The organism is Bdellovibrio sp. HCB185ZH, assembly GCF_047302455.1.
Lineage (GTDB): Bacteria > Bdellovibrionota > Bdellovibrionia > Bdellovibrionales > Bdellovibrionaceae > Bdellovibrio.
In genome coordinates, this window is record NZ_CP178624.1 from 768,296 (window position 1) to 782,603 (window position 14,308).

Annotated in this window: 15 protein-coding genes; 6 read left to right on the forward strand and 9 right to left on the reverse strand. The window is 45.6% G+C overall.

What is annotated here, in order from left to right; genetic code table 11:
• Window positions 1-79: 79 nt before the first annotated feature.
• The 4 genes from ACLSU7_RS03805 (at window position 80) to ACLSU7_RS03820 (ending at window position 2,593) form a co-directional block, all read left to right on the forward strand.
• On the forward strand, window positions 80-547 hold the full coding sequence (locus ACLSU7_RS03805; protein WP_413294227.1) for a GNAT family N-acetyltransferase: 468 nt from the start codon (window positions 80-82) through the stop codon (window positions 545-547).
• A 113-nt stretch (window positions 548-660) separates the two neighbouring features.
• On the forward strand, window positions 661-1,260 hold the full coding sequence (locus tag ACLSU7_RS03810; RefSeq protein ID WP_413294228.1) for an LA_2272 family surface repeat-containing protein: 600 nt from the start codon (window positions 661-663) through the stop codon (window positions 1,258-1,260).
• Between the two features lie 149 nt (window positions 1,261-1,409).
• Window positions 1,410-2,060: a transglycosylase domain-containing protein gene (locus ACLSU7_RS03815; RefSeq protein WP_413294229.1), complete on the forward strand. Its 651-nt coding sequence runs from the start codon at window positions 1,410-1,412 to the stop codon at window positions 2,058-2,060.
• Window positions 2,060-2,593, forward strand: coding sequence for a GNAT family N-acetyltransferase (locus tag ACLSU7_RS03820; protein WP_413294230.1), 534 nt, complete (start codon window positions 2,060-2,062; stop codon window positions 2,591-2,593). Before ACLSU7_RS03815 ends, ACLSU7_RS03820 begins: the two co-directional genes overlap by 1 nt.
• On the opposite strand, the gene ACLSU7_RS03825 is transcribed toward ACLSU7_RS03820, so the two are convergent.
• The 6 genes from ACLSU7_RS03825 to ACLSU7_RS03850 form a co-directional block, all read right to left on the reverse strand.
• Window positions 2,559-2,825 carry a DUF5985 family protein gene (locus ACLSU7_RS03825; protein WP_413294231.1) on the reverse strand — a complete coding sequence of 89 codons (267 nt, stop codon included), beginning with the start codon at window positions 2,823-2,825 and terminating at the stop codon, window positions 2,559-2,561. The genes ACLSU7_RS03820 and ACLSU7_RS03825 overlap by 35 nt on opposite strands.
• Window position 2,826: 1 nt before the next feature.
• Window positions 2,827-3,084 (reverse strand): DUF5985 family protein, encoded by a 258-nt coding sequence (locus tag ACLSU7_RS03830; RefSeq protein ID WP_413294232.1) that lies wholly within the window; start codon window positions 3,082-3,084, stop codon window positions 2,827-2,829.
• A gap of 2 nt (window positions 3,085-3,086) precedes the next feature.
• Window positions 3,087-3,467 carry a hypothetical protein gene (locus ACLSU7_RS03835; protein ID WP_413294233.1) on the reverse strand — a complete coding sequence of 127 codons (381 nt, stop codon included), beginning with the start codon at window positions 3,465-3,467 and terminating at the stop codon, window positions 3,087-3,089.
• Entirely contained in the window at window positions 3,457-5,511 is a 2,055-nt protein-coding gene (locus tag ACLSU7_RS03840; RefSeq protein ID WP_413294234.1) for a response regulator, read from the reverse strand. Before ACLSU7_RS03840 ends, ACLSU7_RS03835 begins: the two co-directional genes overlap by 11 nt.
• Before the next feature lie 12 nt (window positions 5,512-5,523).
• Window positions 5,524-10,860: a HAMP domain-containing protein gene (locus tag ACLSU7_RS03845; RefSeq protein WP_413295362.1), complete on the reverse strand. Its 5,337-nt coding sequence runs from the start codon at window positions 10,858-10,860 to the stop codon at window positions 5,524-5,526.
• Window positions 10,861-11,263: 403 nt separating this feature from the next.
• Window positions 11,264-11,395 carry a hypothetical protein gene (locus ACLSU7_RS03850; RefSeq protein WP_413294235.1) on the reverse strand — a complete coding sequence of 44 codons (132 nt, stop codon included), beginning with the start codon at window positions 11,393-11,395 and terminating at the stop codon, window positions 11,264-11,266.
• Window positions 11,396-11,548: 153 nt separating this feature from the next.
• Between ACLSU7_RS03850 and ACLSU7_RS03855 the strand changes: the two genes are divergently transcribed.
• Entirely contained in the window at window positions 11,549-11,815 is a 267-nt protein-coding gene (locus ACLSU7_RS03855) for a hypothetical protein (RefSeq protein WP_413294236.1), read from the forward strand.
• Window positions 11,816-11,930: 115 nt separating this feature from the next.
• Window positions 11,931-12,353, forward strand: coding sequence for a hypothetical protein (locus ACLSU7_RS03860; protein ID WP_413294237.1), 423 nt, complete (start codon window positions 11,931-11,933; stop codon window positions 12,351-12,353).
• Window positions 12,354-12,371: 18 nt separating this feature from the next.
• Here the strand turns inward: ACLSU7_RS03860 and ACLSU7_RS03865 are convergent, their stop codons facing one another.
• The 3 genes from ACLSU7_RS03865 to ACLSU7_RS03875 form a co-directional block, all read right to left on the reverse strand.
• Window positions 12,372-13,142: a YoaK family protein gene (locus ACLSU7_RS03865; protein WP_413294238.1), complete on the reverse strand. Its 771-nt coding sequence runs from the start codon at window positions 13,140-13,142 to the stop codon at window positions 12,372-12,374.
• 211 nt (window positions 13,143-13,353) lie between these two features.
• A complete protein-coding gene (locus ACLSU7_RS03870; protein WP_413294239.1) occupies window positions 13,354-13,980 on the reverse strand; it encodes a MerR family transcriptional regulator in 627 nt (208 codons plus the stop codon).
• Window positions 13,949-14,284: an integration host factor subunit alpha gene (locus tag ACLSU7_RS03875; RefSeq protein WP_142702159.1), complete on the reverse strand. Its 336-nt coding sequence runs from the start codon at window positions 14,282-14,284 to the stop codon at window positions 13,949-13,951. Before ACLSU7_RS03875 ends, ACLSU7_RS03870 begins: the two co-directional genes overlap by 32 nt.
• Between the last annotated feature and the right edge of the window lie 24 nt (window positions 14,285-14,308).

Here is a 14,308-nt window from a genome sequence, read left to right on the forward strand (position 1 = left end):
GATACTAGTTCTTAAATTTATCTATTTTTCCTCATCAAACTAGATGTGATAGGATGCCTTGGTCAACCGGGAGAACTTCATGTCAAAATTTTCCACCACGATTTACAAGCCTGAATACCATCAAGCCTTTGTCGAATTGAACAAAGAATGGATCGAGCACTATTTCCGCCTGGAAACTATGGATCTGCTGCAACTAAACCAAGCCAAAGAAAGTATTTTAAATACCGGGGGCGAGATTTTCTTTATTCTTGATGGCGCTTCCGCCATCGCTACATGCGCCATGGTGCCCCACGGAAAAAACTCCTATGAACTGGCGAAAATGGCTGTCTCACCAAAATATAAAGGACAGGGTTTGGGAGATCTTTTGATGGAAACAGCGATTGCCTGGGCTCGTCACAAAGGTGCGACCGAAATTACATTGCTTTCAAATACGATTCTTGAGCCGGCTATCTCACTCTATAAAAAGCATGGCTTTCAAACCGTGCATCTGGGCGCTCATCCCGATTATGAGAGATGCAACATCGAAATGAAATTATCCCTCGAGTAATGACCTCAAATGCTCCAGTGGTTTCCACATTACTGGCAATTGTCCAGCTACCAAAGTCTTGATCTTTGGGGAATATTTGCGGCAACACACAGTCTGTTTCTAGAATGGTGGATATGAAAAAAAATATCTTTCTCTCCCTCATTTTCGCTATCGTTTGTTCAACATCCGCAAGCTTCGCAGCAGTAACTCCGATTTCAGTCAGTATTGCTCCACCGGTTCAATTCCCTCCCCAAGATTTTTCGATCACAGGTATTCGCTTAAGTGCTCTTTGGGGCCATCACCGTGACGTGTATGGTTTGGATTTTGGTGTGCTGGGGAATATTACTGACCAAGACTTCGTGGGTATTGGTATCGCGGGTGGTTTCAATGCCACTTATGGTTCAACAAATATCATAGGTCTGCAGTTAGCGGGTTTGGGTAACTACAATCAGCAAAAGACCAATGTCGTTGGTTTGCAGGCAGCGATTATCAGTAATATCAACGTGGCTGAAAGTAACGTGTACGGTGTGCAGTTAGCGGTCACGAATCTTAGCAATAGCACTTCTGTTTACGGTGCTCAGCTGGGTATTTACAACCGTGCAAAATCAGTTTACGGAATTCAGTTAGGGTTGGTAAATATCACTGACAACCTTCACGGTCTACAAATTGGTCTGGTTAACTTTAATCACACCGGCGTATTCAAAGTTTCACCTATCCTAAACGTAGGCTTCTAACTCTAGATTTCTCATATTACGCCCTTCTGTCTTGGCTTCATCTCGACCAACGACAGTTGGGGTGTTTCATAGTAAAATATTTTTCATAAAAGCTAGGTATTTCCCTGTTGCTTTGCTATTCTCCTCTTATCCCGGAGCGTACTGGCGACATGAGATCACTTAAATTCACGCTGACATTTTTTTTAGTTGGTTCCTTGTTTGTGCTGGCAGCAATGTCCTTCTTTGCGCTGATTGAATATCGCAGGGTCAGTAAAAACCTGGATCGCGCAATGGCTTTTAAGCCTTACCCTTACATCTCTTATGCGCAACTGCCCCCGGTTCTAGTGAAGATAGTCAATGAAGTCGAATACCCCCAATCCGCTATCTGCAATGAATGGTCTGGCTTAGAACGCGCGTTCTCCGACAATCCTCAGCTTCATCCTGATTGCACTCTCACTTGGGAGCTGATCAAAATCCTGATGCCTGCAGGCAATCAGGGAAGCTTTATTAAAATGTATGAGGACCAACTGGCATTCATTCGCCTCTTTTCAAAGTACAGCTATAACGATCAGATTGAACAATTGATCAACCGCTATTCTTTTGGAATGATTGAGGGTAAGGAGCTCAGTGGCTATCAAAATGCCAGTCCTTATTATTTTAAAAAGAACCTGCAAGAGTTAAATTTAGAACAACTGGCAGGCTTGGTGATTATCGGGCGCAATCCGCCTTACTTCACGCCTTGGGAAGACAACAAAATGTATTTGCGCCAAAGAACATTCCTTTTGAATATCATTCGTCCCCCGGGTTCTCCGGCATACTGATGAGAACGTCCCGTTTAAATCTTCGTCGATTCAATTTGAGTGACTTTGCCAATATGCGGGAATTGGAATCAAATCCTGCTGTCATGTGCAACAGCCCTCACCGCGTTCCCCTACCTGATGAAAAAATTCAGGAACGCTTGCAAGCGATGATTGATAATGAAGCCTCGCGCGCGCCTCTGGGAATTTGGGCTGCGGAATTGGCTGATGGCTCTGATTTCGTGGGCTGGTTGATGCTTCTTAAGCGGGATCTGCCCTTTGTGGAGCTGGGGTTTATGATCGTACAAAGACACTGGGGCCAAGGCTACACAGCCGAAGCCTGCCAAAGACTGATTCAGCTCGCCTTGGCGGAGTTGAACTATCCAGGGCTTAGTGCCGTCACGGATGCTGAGAATAACCAGTCCATCCGTGTTTTGGAAAAATCGGGATTTACTTTTGTAAAACAGTATCCTCAGTTTGATAAGGTCCTGCAAAAAGAAGTGCTTTTAAATCTTTATGAGCTTACTCGCGATTCTTATCAATCACCGCACCGATAATTATAAGAAACGCCAAAAGTCTCATTGAAAAGATCCAGGTGTTCTCTTCATCTGAATTGGGCAGAAAGGTAAAAAACCATCGTTCTGCTCCCAACATAAAGAAAGCCGCAGCGAACAGCATGAAAAAACGGTCTTGCGTTTTTCTCCAGAATTTTAAAAAGAAAATTCCCGACGTAAACGACGCCATCATCACAGCACCATAGATAAATTGCTTTAATAGATCTGTCGTCATTTTACACCGTATCCCAAATAAGGCCATACACCATCGCCGTCATCCCAAGCAGGACAAGCCAGGCGCGCATCAAAGAAAGGTCATAGGCGGGACCCAATATGAAATCGACTGACAATAAAATATTGTTCAAAGCAACGCCCACAAAACAAATGCTGCTCCAGAAAAGCAAACGGGTCTTGTTACGGAAATAAGCTCTTCCCAAACACAAGGCACAACCGAAGCTAGTGATGGAACACAATAAATAAACATAAAAAGCCACGATCAGTCCTTTTTGATTTTAAATGCATTCGCAAAGTCACGAATGTTATCGATCGGTTGGGAGTAGATATAATTCATCACACTCGATCGGCGTGTGTTATAGAGTAATTCCAACTTTTCAACTGTCTCAGCGGAATCAGAAACCAGATAACGGTAACCCGCACCTTCGCGACACACCATCCCTGAAGCAACCAACTCTTCCAACTGGGATTTTGCATAACCCGGGTTGGAACGCATCTCCACACTCACCTCTTGCGGCGTCCAGGCCTTGTATTCGCGATGTTTTAAAAAGAACAAGACGTCTAAAATCGCAATCGAGTGTATGTGACGTCTGATAAAGGTTTTAATTTCGACCGAAATGTCACCTACCTCATCAAATGGCACAATGATCCTCCCGGTGTCCCTTATCCCGGTAAATGTTCGTTAGAACTTCAATCAATTGGTTGAAATTTACAGGCTTGGACAAATGACATGTGCATCCCGCATTCATACTTTTCACCGTCTCCTCCTTAAGTGCATGAGCCGTCAATGCAATGATCGGCTTGTCATATCCTTGCGCACGCAATCTTCGCGTGGCTTCGTATCCATCCATGATGGGCATTTGAATATCCATCAGGACAGCGTCGTATTCGTTTCTAAGTGCCGCCTCGACCCCTTCTTTTCCGTTATCAGCAAACTCCACCCTCGCTCCCACTGCGCCTAAGAAATGGGCGATCAGAGCTTGATTGTCCTCCACGTCCTCGACTAGCAGAATCTTCATGTCTGCAAGCTTTTTACGTTCTTTATGAAGGGCCTCTTTATCATTTTGAGGAGCCTCAGAACTTAAGGATTCAACAAAAACTGTTCCTTCCACAGGATCTGCATTCACTTCAACCAGGAAGGTACTTCCCTGCCCCGGAACGCTGCTCACCAGGGTGACGTCGCCGCCCATCGCCCGCGCTAACTGGCGAGACAATGCAAGCCCCAACCCCGTGCCTCCGAAATTGCGCGTGGTCGCGCTGTCTTCTTGCACGAAGGGCTGAAACAGATGATTGGCATGAACGGGATTGATACCCACGCCCGAGTCAGAAATATAGAATAACATTTTGCTATGCAAATCCAGGGAACCCCGAGGTTTCCACTCGACATCCACATGCACATGACCTGCGGTAGTAAATTTGATCGCATTTCCTATCAGGTTCAACAAAATCTGGCGCAACCGGGTCGGATCTGAAGTAATCATTTTAGGAATCTGCGTATCCAGATCGATTCTGAAATCCAAAGCTTTATCCAAAGCCTGCAATCTTAAAAGAGAGCGAATGTCTTCCAGGACGCTTTCAACATCCACATCGACTTTCTCAATCTGCAAACGACCGGATTCCACTTTGGAAATATCCAGAATTTCATCGATGATCTTTAAAAGCTGGTCACCATTTCTTTGAACGGTATGAATCCATTTATGTCGCTCTTCAGGAGTTTGCTCTTCATCTAGCATCAACTCTGTAAAACCCAAAATAGCATTCATGGGAGTGCGAATCTCATGACTCATGTTTGCCAGGAAATTCGTTTTGGAAACACTCGCTGCGCTCGCTTTTTGCTCCGCCTCGATCAGTTTGAGTTCGATAATTTTGCGATCATGAATGTCAGTACAAGTCCCAATCCAGGCAACCACCTGACCCAGGAAGTTTGTTTCCGACACCGCTCGCACCCAGAACCATCGCGCCTCACCTTCCTTATTGACCATGCGGCATTCCGTTTCAAAGGAACGTCCGTCACTCATGGCCATCATCCAGGTTTTTAAAAATTCCCGTAAGTCTTCCTCGACAGCGACGCTTTGCCAGCCACTTCCCAGACTTTGTTCAATAGTAAGGCCTGTATAATCTGTCCAACCTTTATTAAAATAATCAAAAGTTCCGTCAGCCTTAGCGCGCCAGATAATGTGCGGAATAGCGTCTGCAAGACTGCGGTACCGGCGCAGATTTTCAACTTCCAATTCCGCCAGGCGCAAATAGCGTTCACGGGTTTCACTTTCCCGAATCAGCTGCGCTTGTTCTTCAAGCTGCTTTGACTTCATGAAAAGCTCGACAAAGACATTGACCTTGGCGCGAACAATGCTCGGTTCAAAGGGTTTAAAAATATAATCTACGGCTCCGGCTTCGTAACCTCGATAAATATATTGATCGTCCTTGTTGATTGCCGTGACAAAAATTATCGGTGTCTGACGATTTTTAGGATGCTGGCGAATCTGACGGGCGGTTTCAAAACCGTCCATCCCCGGCATCTGCACATCCAAAAGAATCACGGCGAATTCGTAACCATCCAGAACTGACAACGCCTCGGGTCCTGATTGTGCTTTCACCAGATTCACATTCGGCAAATTCAGGACCGCTTGCAGCGCAAGAAGCCCATCCATGCGATCGTCAACAATAAGAACATCCACTGTTTTCATGGTTATTTCATCCTAGTTTAACGAAATATTTTTTTGCGGTAACCACGAGTACATCACAGACAACAAATGAACTTCATCGACCGGTTTTGTGACGTAGTCTGATGCTCCCGCGGATAAACACTTCTCGCGATCACCTTTCATGGCTTTCGCTGTTAACGAGATGATCGGCAAAGTCATGAATTGCTCCAACGAACGAATTTCTTGGATGGCTTCCAACCCGTCCATTTCCGGCATCATCGTATCCATCAACACCAGGTCCGTATCAGGATTTTCCATCAGAGTTTTAATGCCCTGTTTGCCGTTTTCAGCAAAGATTACATTCATGCCGCGCATTTTTAATACGCTGCTTAGTGCGAACACATTACGAACGTCATCATCAACGATCAAAACTTTCTTACCAGTGAAATCTGCATCGTTTGGAAGTGGTGTCACCTCGGATTGCTCATCCGCGACATTCACCATGGCACCTTCTGGTGCCGAATACTTCACAGGCAATGTCAAAGTGAAGCTACTGCCCTGACCCGGCGTACTTTCAACGCTGATCACGCCACCTAAAAGACGCGCAATCTCGCGACTGATCGTCAGCCCCAGCCCCGTACCACCGTATTTACGGCTTGTTGTACCGTCTGCCTGTTGGAAAGCTTCAAAGATCAGCTTTTGTTTGTCCGAAGGAATACCGATACCGGAATCAGTCACTCTATAGACAATGTTTCCACCTTCGTGCTTCACATCCAGTGTCACATGCCCTTTGTCCGTGAACTTAAAGGCATTCGACAAAAGATTTTTCAAAATCTGGTGCAGACGGTTTTCATCCGTTACCATAGTTTTTGGCAAATTCGGTGTCGCCGTAATCACAAACTCCAAACCTTTATGTTCAGCAACGGGTCTGAATGTTTGCTCCAGATACTCTTTCACCTCGGCGATTTCCACGATCTTCGGTGTGACTGGCATTTTTCCAGCTTCTACTTTTGAAAGATCCAGAATCTCATTAATCAAGGCAAGCAAGTCTTGTCCTGCAGAATGAACCGTGCTCGCAAACTTGACCTGCTCCCCGCTTAGATTTTTTTCGCGGTTATCAGCCAAAGTTTTTGACAGGATCAGCAAGCTATTAAGCGGCGTTCTGAGCTCGTGGGACATATTCGCCAGGAATTCTGATTTGTACTTCGAGATAAGAGAAAGCTGTTCGGCTTTTTCCTCCAAGGAACGGCTGGCAAGCTCGACTTCCTGGTTTTTGACTTCCAGAAGTTTTGCTTTGTCTTCGAGTTCTTTTGCCTGCGCTTCCAGCTCCACGTTGGAACGTTTCAGCTCTTGCAGAAGTTCTTCCGTTCTCATACTGGACGAGATCATGTTCAGGATAACTCCCATGGAGTCCATCAACTGATCCAGGAAGTTGATATAGTTCTGAGTGAATGGTTGCAGTGACGCAAGCTCAATCACGGCTTTTAGCTCGCCCTCGAAAAGAACCGGAAGAACGATGATGTTTCTTGGTTTTTCTTCAACAATACTAGAGCTGATAACCACATAGTCATCTGGGGGATTGGTCAGAAGGATGCGTTTTTTCTCAAACGCGCACTGGCCGATTAAGCCTTCTTTCAGTTTGTATTTATTTGAAACCGTACGACGTTCTGTAAACGCGTAGCTTGCAATCAAATTCAAAGTCGGCTCGTTGCTTTCGCTATCAAGCATAAAGAACGTTCCCTGGCGGGCATCCACCAGCGGAGTCAATTCCGACATGATTAATTGAGCCACGGACGTGATACTTCTTTGACCTTGCATCATCCCTGAGAATTTCGCGAGATTGGTTTTCAACCAGTCCTGCTCGTTATTCTTCTGAGTCGTGTCTTTTAAGTTCGAGATCATCTGATTGATATTTTCAGAAAGCGCTGCAACCTCGCCCTCAGCCTCAACTGAGATCGAACGAGTCAGGTCACCCTTTGTTACGGCAGTGGATACTTCCGCGATGGCACGTACCTGCGCCGTTAAGTTTCCGGCTAGCTGATTCACGTTATCTGTTAAGTCTTTCCAAGTACCAGAGGCACCTGGAACGCTTGCCTGACCACCCAGTTTTCCTTCGATACCCACCTCGCGGGCAACCGTCGTTACCTGATCGGCAAAAGTTCTAAGGGTATCGGTCATGGAGTTGATCGTTTCAGCTAGGGCCGCAACTTCCCCTTTGGCTTCCAGAACGAATTTTTGTTCCAGATCCCCATTGGCAACTGCGGTTACGACTTTCACGATACCACGTACTTGCGTTGTCAAATTAGAGGCCATGAAATTTACGTTATCAGTTAAGTCTTTCCAAGTTCCGGCAACACCCGGTACACGCGCTTGCGCTCCGAGTTTACCTTCTATACCCACTTCGCGGGCAACAGTCGTTACCTGATCGGCGAAGGTTCTTAGAGTATCGGTCATAGAGTTAATCGTTTCAGCGAGGGCTGCAACTTCCCCTTTCGCTTCCAGGACGAATTTTTGATTCAAATCCCCGTTGGCAACCGCAGTTACGACTTTCACGATACCACGCACTTGTTTTGTTAAGTTCGAGGCCATGAAATTTACGTTATCGGTTAAGTCTTTCCAGGTACCGGATACTCCACGTACTTCGGCCTGACCGCCCAGTTTACCTTCGGTACCCACTTCTTTCGCCACGCGGGTTACCTCGGCTGCGAATGAATTCAGCTGATCCACCATCGAGTTGATGGTGTTTTTTACCTCAAGGATTTCCCCACGAGCATCGACAGTAATTTTTTGTGACAAGTCGCCGTTCGCAACCGCTGTCGTTACTTTCGCGATGTTACGAACTTGGGCTGTTAGATTTCCGGCAAGACCATTTACGTTATCCGTTAAGTCTTTCCATGTACCGCTGACGCCTTTTACTTCGGCCTGACCACCTAGTTTTCCTTCAGTACCTACTTCCTTGGCAACACGAGTTACCTCGGCAGCAAATGAGTTCAGCTGATCCACCATGACGTTGATGGTATTTTTTAATTCAAAGATCTCGCCTTTGGCATCAACCGTGATTTTTTGTGACAAGTCACCTTTCGCAACCGCGGTTGTTACTTTCGCGATGTTACGTACTTGGTCAGTTAAATTTCCGGCCAAGCTATTTACGTTATCTGTTAAGTCTTTCCACGTACCGCTGACACCTTTTACGTCAGCCTGACCGCCCAGCTTCCCTTCGGTACCCACCTCTTTTGCCACACGGGTTACCTCGGCAGCGAACGAGTTCAGCTGATCCACCATGACGTTGATGGTGTTTTTCAACTCAAAGATCTCACCTTTGGCATCAACGGTGATTTTTTGTGATAGGTCACCTTTCGCAACCGCAGTCGTCACTTTCGCGATATTACGTACCTGCGCTGTTAAGTTTCCTGCAAGACCATTTACGTTGTCGGTCAAATCTTTCCAAGTACCGGAAACACCAGTTACTTCTGCCTGACCGCCGAGTTTTCCTTCCGTACCTACCTCTTTAGCCACACGAGTCACCTCGGCAGCAAACGAGTTCAGCTGATCCACCATGACGTTGATCGTATTTTTTAATTCGAAGATCTCACCCTTGGCATCAACGGTGATCTTTTGTGACAAGTCACCTTTGGCAACCGCAGTCGTTACTTTCGCGATATTACGTACCTGCGCTGTTAGATTTCCGGCAAGGCTGTTTACGTTATCTGTTAAGTCTTTCCATGTACCCGACACACCTTTTACGTCGGCCTGACCACCCAGACGACCTTCCGTACCCACTTCTTTTGCCACACGAGTTACCTCGGCAGCAAACGAGTTCAACTGATCCACCATGACGTTGATCGTATTTTTTAACTCAAAGATTTCTCCGCGAGCATCAACTGTAATTTTTTGTGACAAGTCGCCATTGGCAACCGCGGTTGTTACTTTCGCGATATTACGAACTTGGGCAGTAAGATTATTTGCCAGACCATTTACGTTGTCGGTTAAGTCTTTCCAAGTTCCGCTTACACCTTTTACGTCGGCCTGACCGCCTAGTTTCCCTTCAGTACCCACCTCTTTCGCAACACGAGTTACCTCGGCCGCAAAGGAGCGAAGCGTATCCACCATCGTATTGATAGTGTCTTTAAGTTCCAAGATCTCGCCTTTGGCATCAACCGTAATTTTTTGTGATAAGTCTCCGTTGGCAACCGCAGTTGTTACTTTGGCGATGTTACGTACTTGGGCTGTCAGATTGTTCGCGAGACCATTCACGTTATCCGTTAAGTCTTTCCAAGTTCCCGACACACCTTTTACGTCGGCCTGACCACCCAATTTACCTTCGGTACCTACGTCTTTCGCAACACGCGTAACTTCGGCAGCAAACGAGCGAAGCTGATCCACCATGACGTTAATCGTATTTTTAAGCTCAAAGATTTCCCCGCGAGCATCAACCGTGATCTTTTGTGACAAGTCACCATTTGCAACCGCAGTTGTTACTTTGGCGATGTTACGTACTTGCGCCGTTAGATTATTCGCGAGACCATTTACGTTGTCTGTTAAGTCTTTCCAGGTACCGGAGACACCTTTTACATCCGCCTGACCACCCAAACGACCTTCAGTTCCCACCTCTTTTGCCACACGAGTTACCTCGGCTGCGAATGAAGAAAGCTGATCCACCATGACGTTGATGGTATTTTTTAGTTCAAAGATCTCACCCTTGGCATCAACGGTGATTTTTTGTGACAAGTCACCTTTGGCAACCGCAGTTGTTACTTTTGCGATGTTACGAACCTGGTCAGTTAAATTTCCTGCGAGGCTATTTACGTTATCCGTTAAGTCTTTCCAGATACCTGAGGCTCCGCGAACATCCGCTTGTCCGCCAAGTTTTCCCTCTGTCCCTACCTCTTTCGCCACACGAGTCACCTCGGAAGCAAACGAGTTCAATTGATCCACCATCGAGTTTACGGTCGTACCGATACGGAAGAATTCCCCTTTTACCGGTCGACCATCGATTTCCATCGACATCTTTTGCGACAAGTCCCCTTTGGCCACTGAGGTGATGACCCGGGCGACTTCTTGAGTTGGTTGGACAAGATCACCGATCAATAAATTCACTGAATCCACGGATGTCGACCAAGCGCCTTTCACAGAGCCCATCGACACACGCTCATTCATTTTACCTTCCTGACCTACGATCGCACGTACACGCACGAACTCGTCGGCCATACTCTCATTCAATTCAATAATATCGTTTAATACTTCGCCAATTTCAGCGATGATGCCTTCCTGATTGATGGGCATTCTGACCGCAAAATCTCCGCGACGCACAGCTTTCACTGTAAAAAGTAGCTGGCGCAATTGCTCTTTGGCATGGCTGTCAAAAACCAAAGTTTGTGCAGAAAGATCCATTTCGGATTCGCCGTGATTTTTTTCTCGCGTTTTGCTCAGAGCTTTTTTTCCCTCTGAAAACGCCTTCAGTTTAGGTGCGATTTTTTTCGCAGACTTCGCCTTCGGTTCAACAACAGAATCGATTTTTGCCACAGGGGCCCCCTCATTTTTCGATACCTTAAATTAACCTTAGGCAATTTTTAAATTGTAACTAAAACGACTGTATTGCTCGGTCTTAATTGATTGACGCAGGTTTTTGACCACACTCGGTCAATTACAAAACCGTCATTTGATAGCCGCTGCGCGCATGGTTTTTACTCAAGATTCGGGCTGATGTGAGTTGTGAAGAAATCACAACATGTTTCTTGCAGAGTTGGTTTACTTAAATTCCACTCTCGCTATTTTTTGTTCATATTTTCTGAGACTATTTTCTATAGATTTGCCAACCAGCAGTCGATTTCGGGTAATTATTTTGAATGATCGCCTCATCTGCGGGCCATTCAATGCTTGCTTGCTTGCTTGCTTGATTGATTGATTGATTGATTGATTGATTCATTCATTCATTCATTCATTCATTCATTCGTTCGTTCGTTCATAATTCCTTAATTACTTTCTTTCTTTATTTATTTGTTCGTTTATTTAGCTCTTTCCCCATTTCCTTAATTCCTTATTTTCTTATTTTCTTATTTCTTTATTTCTTTATTTCTTTATGCGCTTTTCTTTCTCTCGTTCATTCGCCAATCAACAGTCACCAGTCAACAGTCAACAGCTCACAGCTCACAGCTCACAGCTCACAGCTCACAGCTCACAGCTCACAGCTCACAGTTCACAGTTCACAGTTCACAGTTCACCGCTCATCGTTCATCGTTCATCGTTCATCGTTCATCGTTCATCGTTCGTCGTTCGTCGTTCTATATTCATCACTCGACAGCTCCTTATCGCTCACGTATTCATTTGTTCTGCGAGCCATGAATAAAATACTATTCAAAAAGAGCATATTAACTTGATAAAGCCCCATTGTACTTACGGCGCTTAATTACCTATAAGACCTCGAATTCAAAATCACATATTCAACTTAAAAAGGATTTCTAATGAAAACTCTTATGACCGCTATCGCTTTGACTTTATTGTTTGCTTCCTTCGCCGAAGCAAAAACTCTTTCATGTCAGTCTTTTGCTGCTGTTGAGGGCTGGACGGGATCTGCAACCCATGACTTTGCCACTTTAACGGCTGACCTAAGTTCCCAGGAACAATTGTCTTCTGCGCGCATCTCTGGCGCATTCTTAGCTTCGGCGGAAGTATCCCTTGCCGACACAGCTTACACCTCGAAAAATCCTCGCTATCAAGACTATACGCGCTTTGGTGCCTTGGAAGACGCCTGGTGCTGGTACTCCCCGTTTCTGCCAAAACAAATCACAGATCTAGTGGTTGGTACTCAATTTACAGGCTTCGTAAACAGAACCTGCGAAAATGGCGTTTCTGAGAATATCGCGATGAAATGCGTGATCAAATAAATTAAGGAAGCAGGCTGCTTACACGGCAGCCTGTTTTTTTCGTGGATTGATGATCTGAAAATAAATCATCGACACCAGCAAAATACCGGTCGTGAAGGCGGGAATCAAAAATCCCCAAAAACCGGCAACTGGATAAACGAATCCTGCAAAAACAGATCCCAATACAAACATGGTGATAATTCCCAAACGCATGGAAGTTGCTTTGTATTCGTTTTCTACAAGCTCGGTATGCTCGGTACCCAAAATTCTTTTATTAAAAATTCTCACCAATCCAATGCCAAGATCCGTCGTGATACCCGTTAAGTGAGTCGTACGCACCACCGAACGAGAAACGCTGGTGATCGTGCCGTTCTGAACACCGCAGGTAAAACACAGCAGAATCAAAAGCAGGTAGCCGTTACGTGACTCTTCCAGGGAAGCACCAAAGGGACCAAACCATCCTAACCAACCGCCAAAGGTCGCAATTAAAATCAAAACCAGCATCACGGCATAGGCAATATAGTATTTAGGTTTTTTATGAAGCTTTAAGCGAATGTCGACCAGATACCCGCTGACCATCGCTCCAAACAGAAAGAACAAAGGAACAACCAGCATTCCCCAGGCATGACTGCGACCCTTTTGACTGTATTCATAACCAAAGAAAGTCGCAAAGCCAGTCACGTGCGAAACAAACCGATGACAGGCCATAAAGCCGCCCATATTCAGCACGCCTGCCTGAAATGCCATCAGCATCCAAATCAGGATATTACTGCGAGTATAATGGGAGATGGATTCATTACCGTAGAGCATCTTTTAATTATTCTCCCCGGAAAAAACATCGTCAACAGAACGGACTCGCACTCGTCTCCCCAGCATCAGACAACTGCCCACGAAATCAATAACGCAACCAGTTACCGAAGCGGAGGTAGATTTGCCAACGTTGGACTCAATCAGATTCATCGGCAGAGAGCGTCCCCCCAAAAAAGAAAAAAGGGCTTCGTTTCCGAAGCCCTTTTGAGATTTACATAAACATTCCGCGGAGTTTGCGGATATCCATCAACAATCCCTCGACCATTTCGTTCACATTGTCGAGTTTGTGATAGACCTGACTCATGTCTTTTTCTTTACGAACATGAGCTTTCAATTCCTTCATCGCGTTTCTTGCACCCTCGATCGAGAAACGATCACGGTGCAAAAGTTTGCGAATCAGAAGAGCGTTCTCAACATCTTTGCGCGTGTACATGCGTTGGTTGTTGGAAGCTTTTTTAGGCTTAAGAACATCAAACTCAGTTTCCCAGTAACGAAGAACGTATTGTTTGATTCCCAAAATCTCAGCGACATCGCCGATTTTAAAAGCCATTTTACCCGGAATCGCTTTAATCTCATCCATCAGCTTATCATCGCAAAGCATGGCAGGGATTGAGATTTGTTGCGTTTGAACTGCCTCAGAGGAAACTCCTGCAGATTCTGCCTCAACGAATTCCAGATGTTGATCCCCCAAAGACAACTCAGAACTATCAAAGCTCATTTGTTGATCATCGGATTGATCCACGATCGGAGTCATCGGATACTCCACGCGCTCACTGTGTGATGCCGTTGTCGTATCCGCTTCAGGACTATTCATCGTCGCCGTAGTCGTCATCGTCATCTTCATCATCCTTGAGATGTTCGTACTCCTCGCCATTCAACATCGCCTTCAACACTTGAGAAGGACGGAATGTTAGAACGCGACGAGCAGAGATTTTGATTTGTTCGCCCGTTTGCGGATTACGACCGATACGTTCGTTTTTCCCACGCACGACGAAATTTCCAAATCCAGAAATCTTAACTTTATCGCCATTTTGCAAAACATGCTTCAAGGTATCAAAGCACAACTCTACCAACTCAGAAGCTTCCTTTTTAGAGAAACCGATCTTCTGGTAGACGTTTTCGACGATATCGGCCTTCGTCACAGTTGATTTACCCAAGTTTTGGCC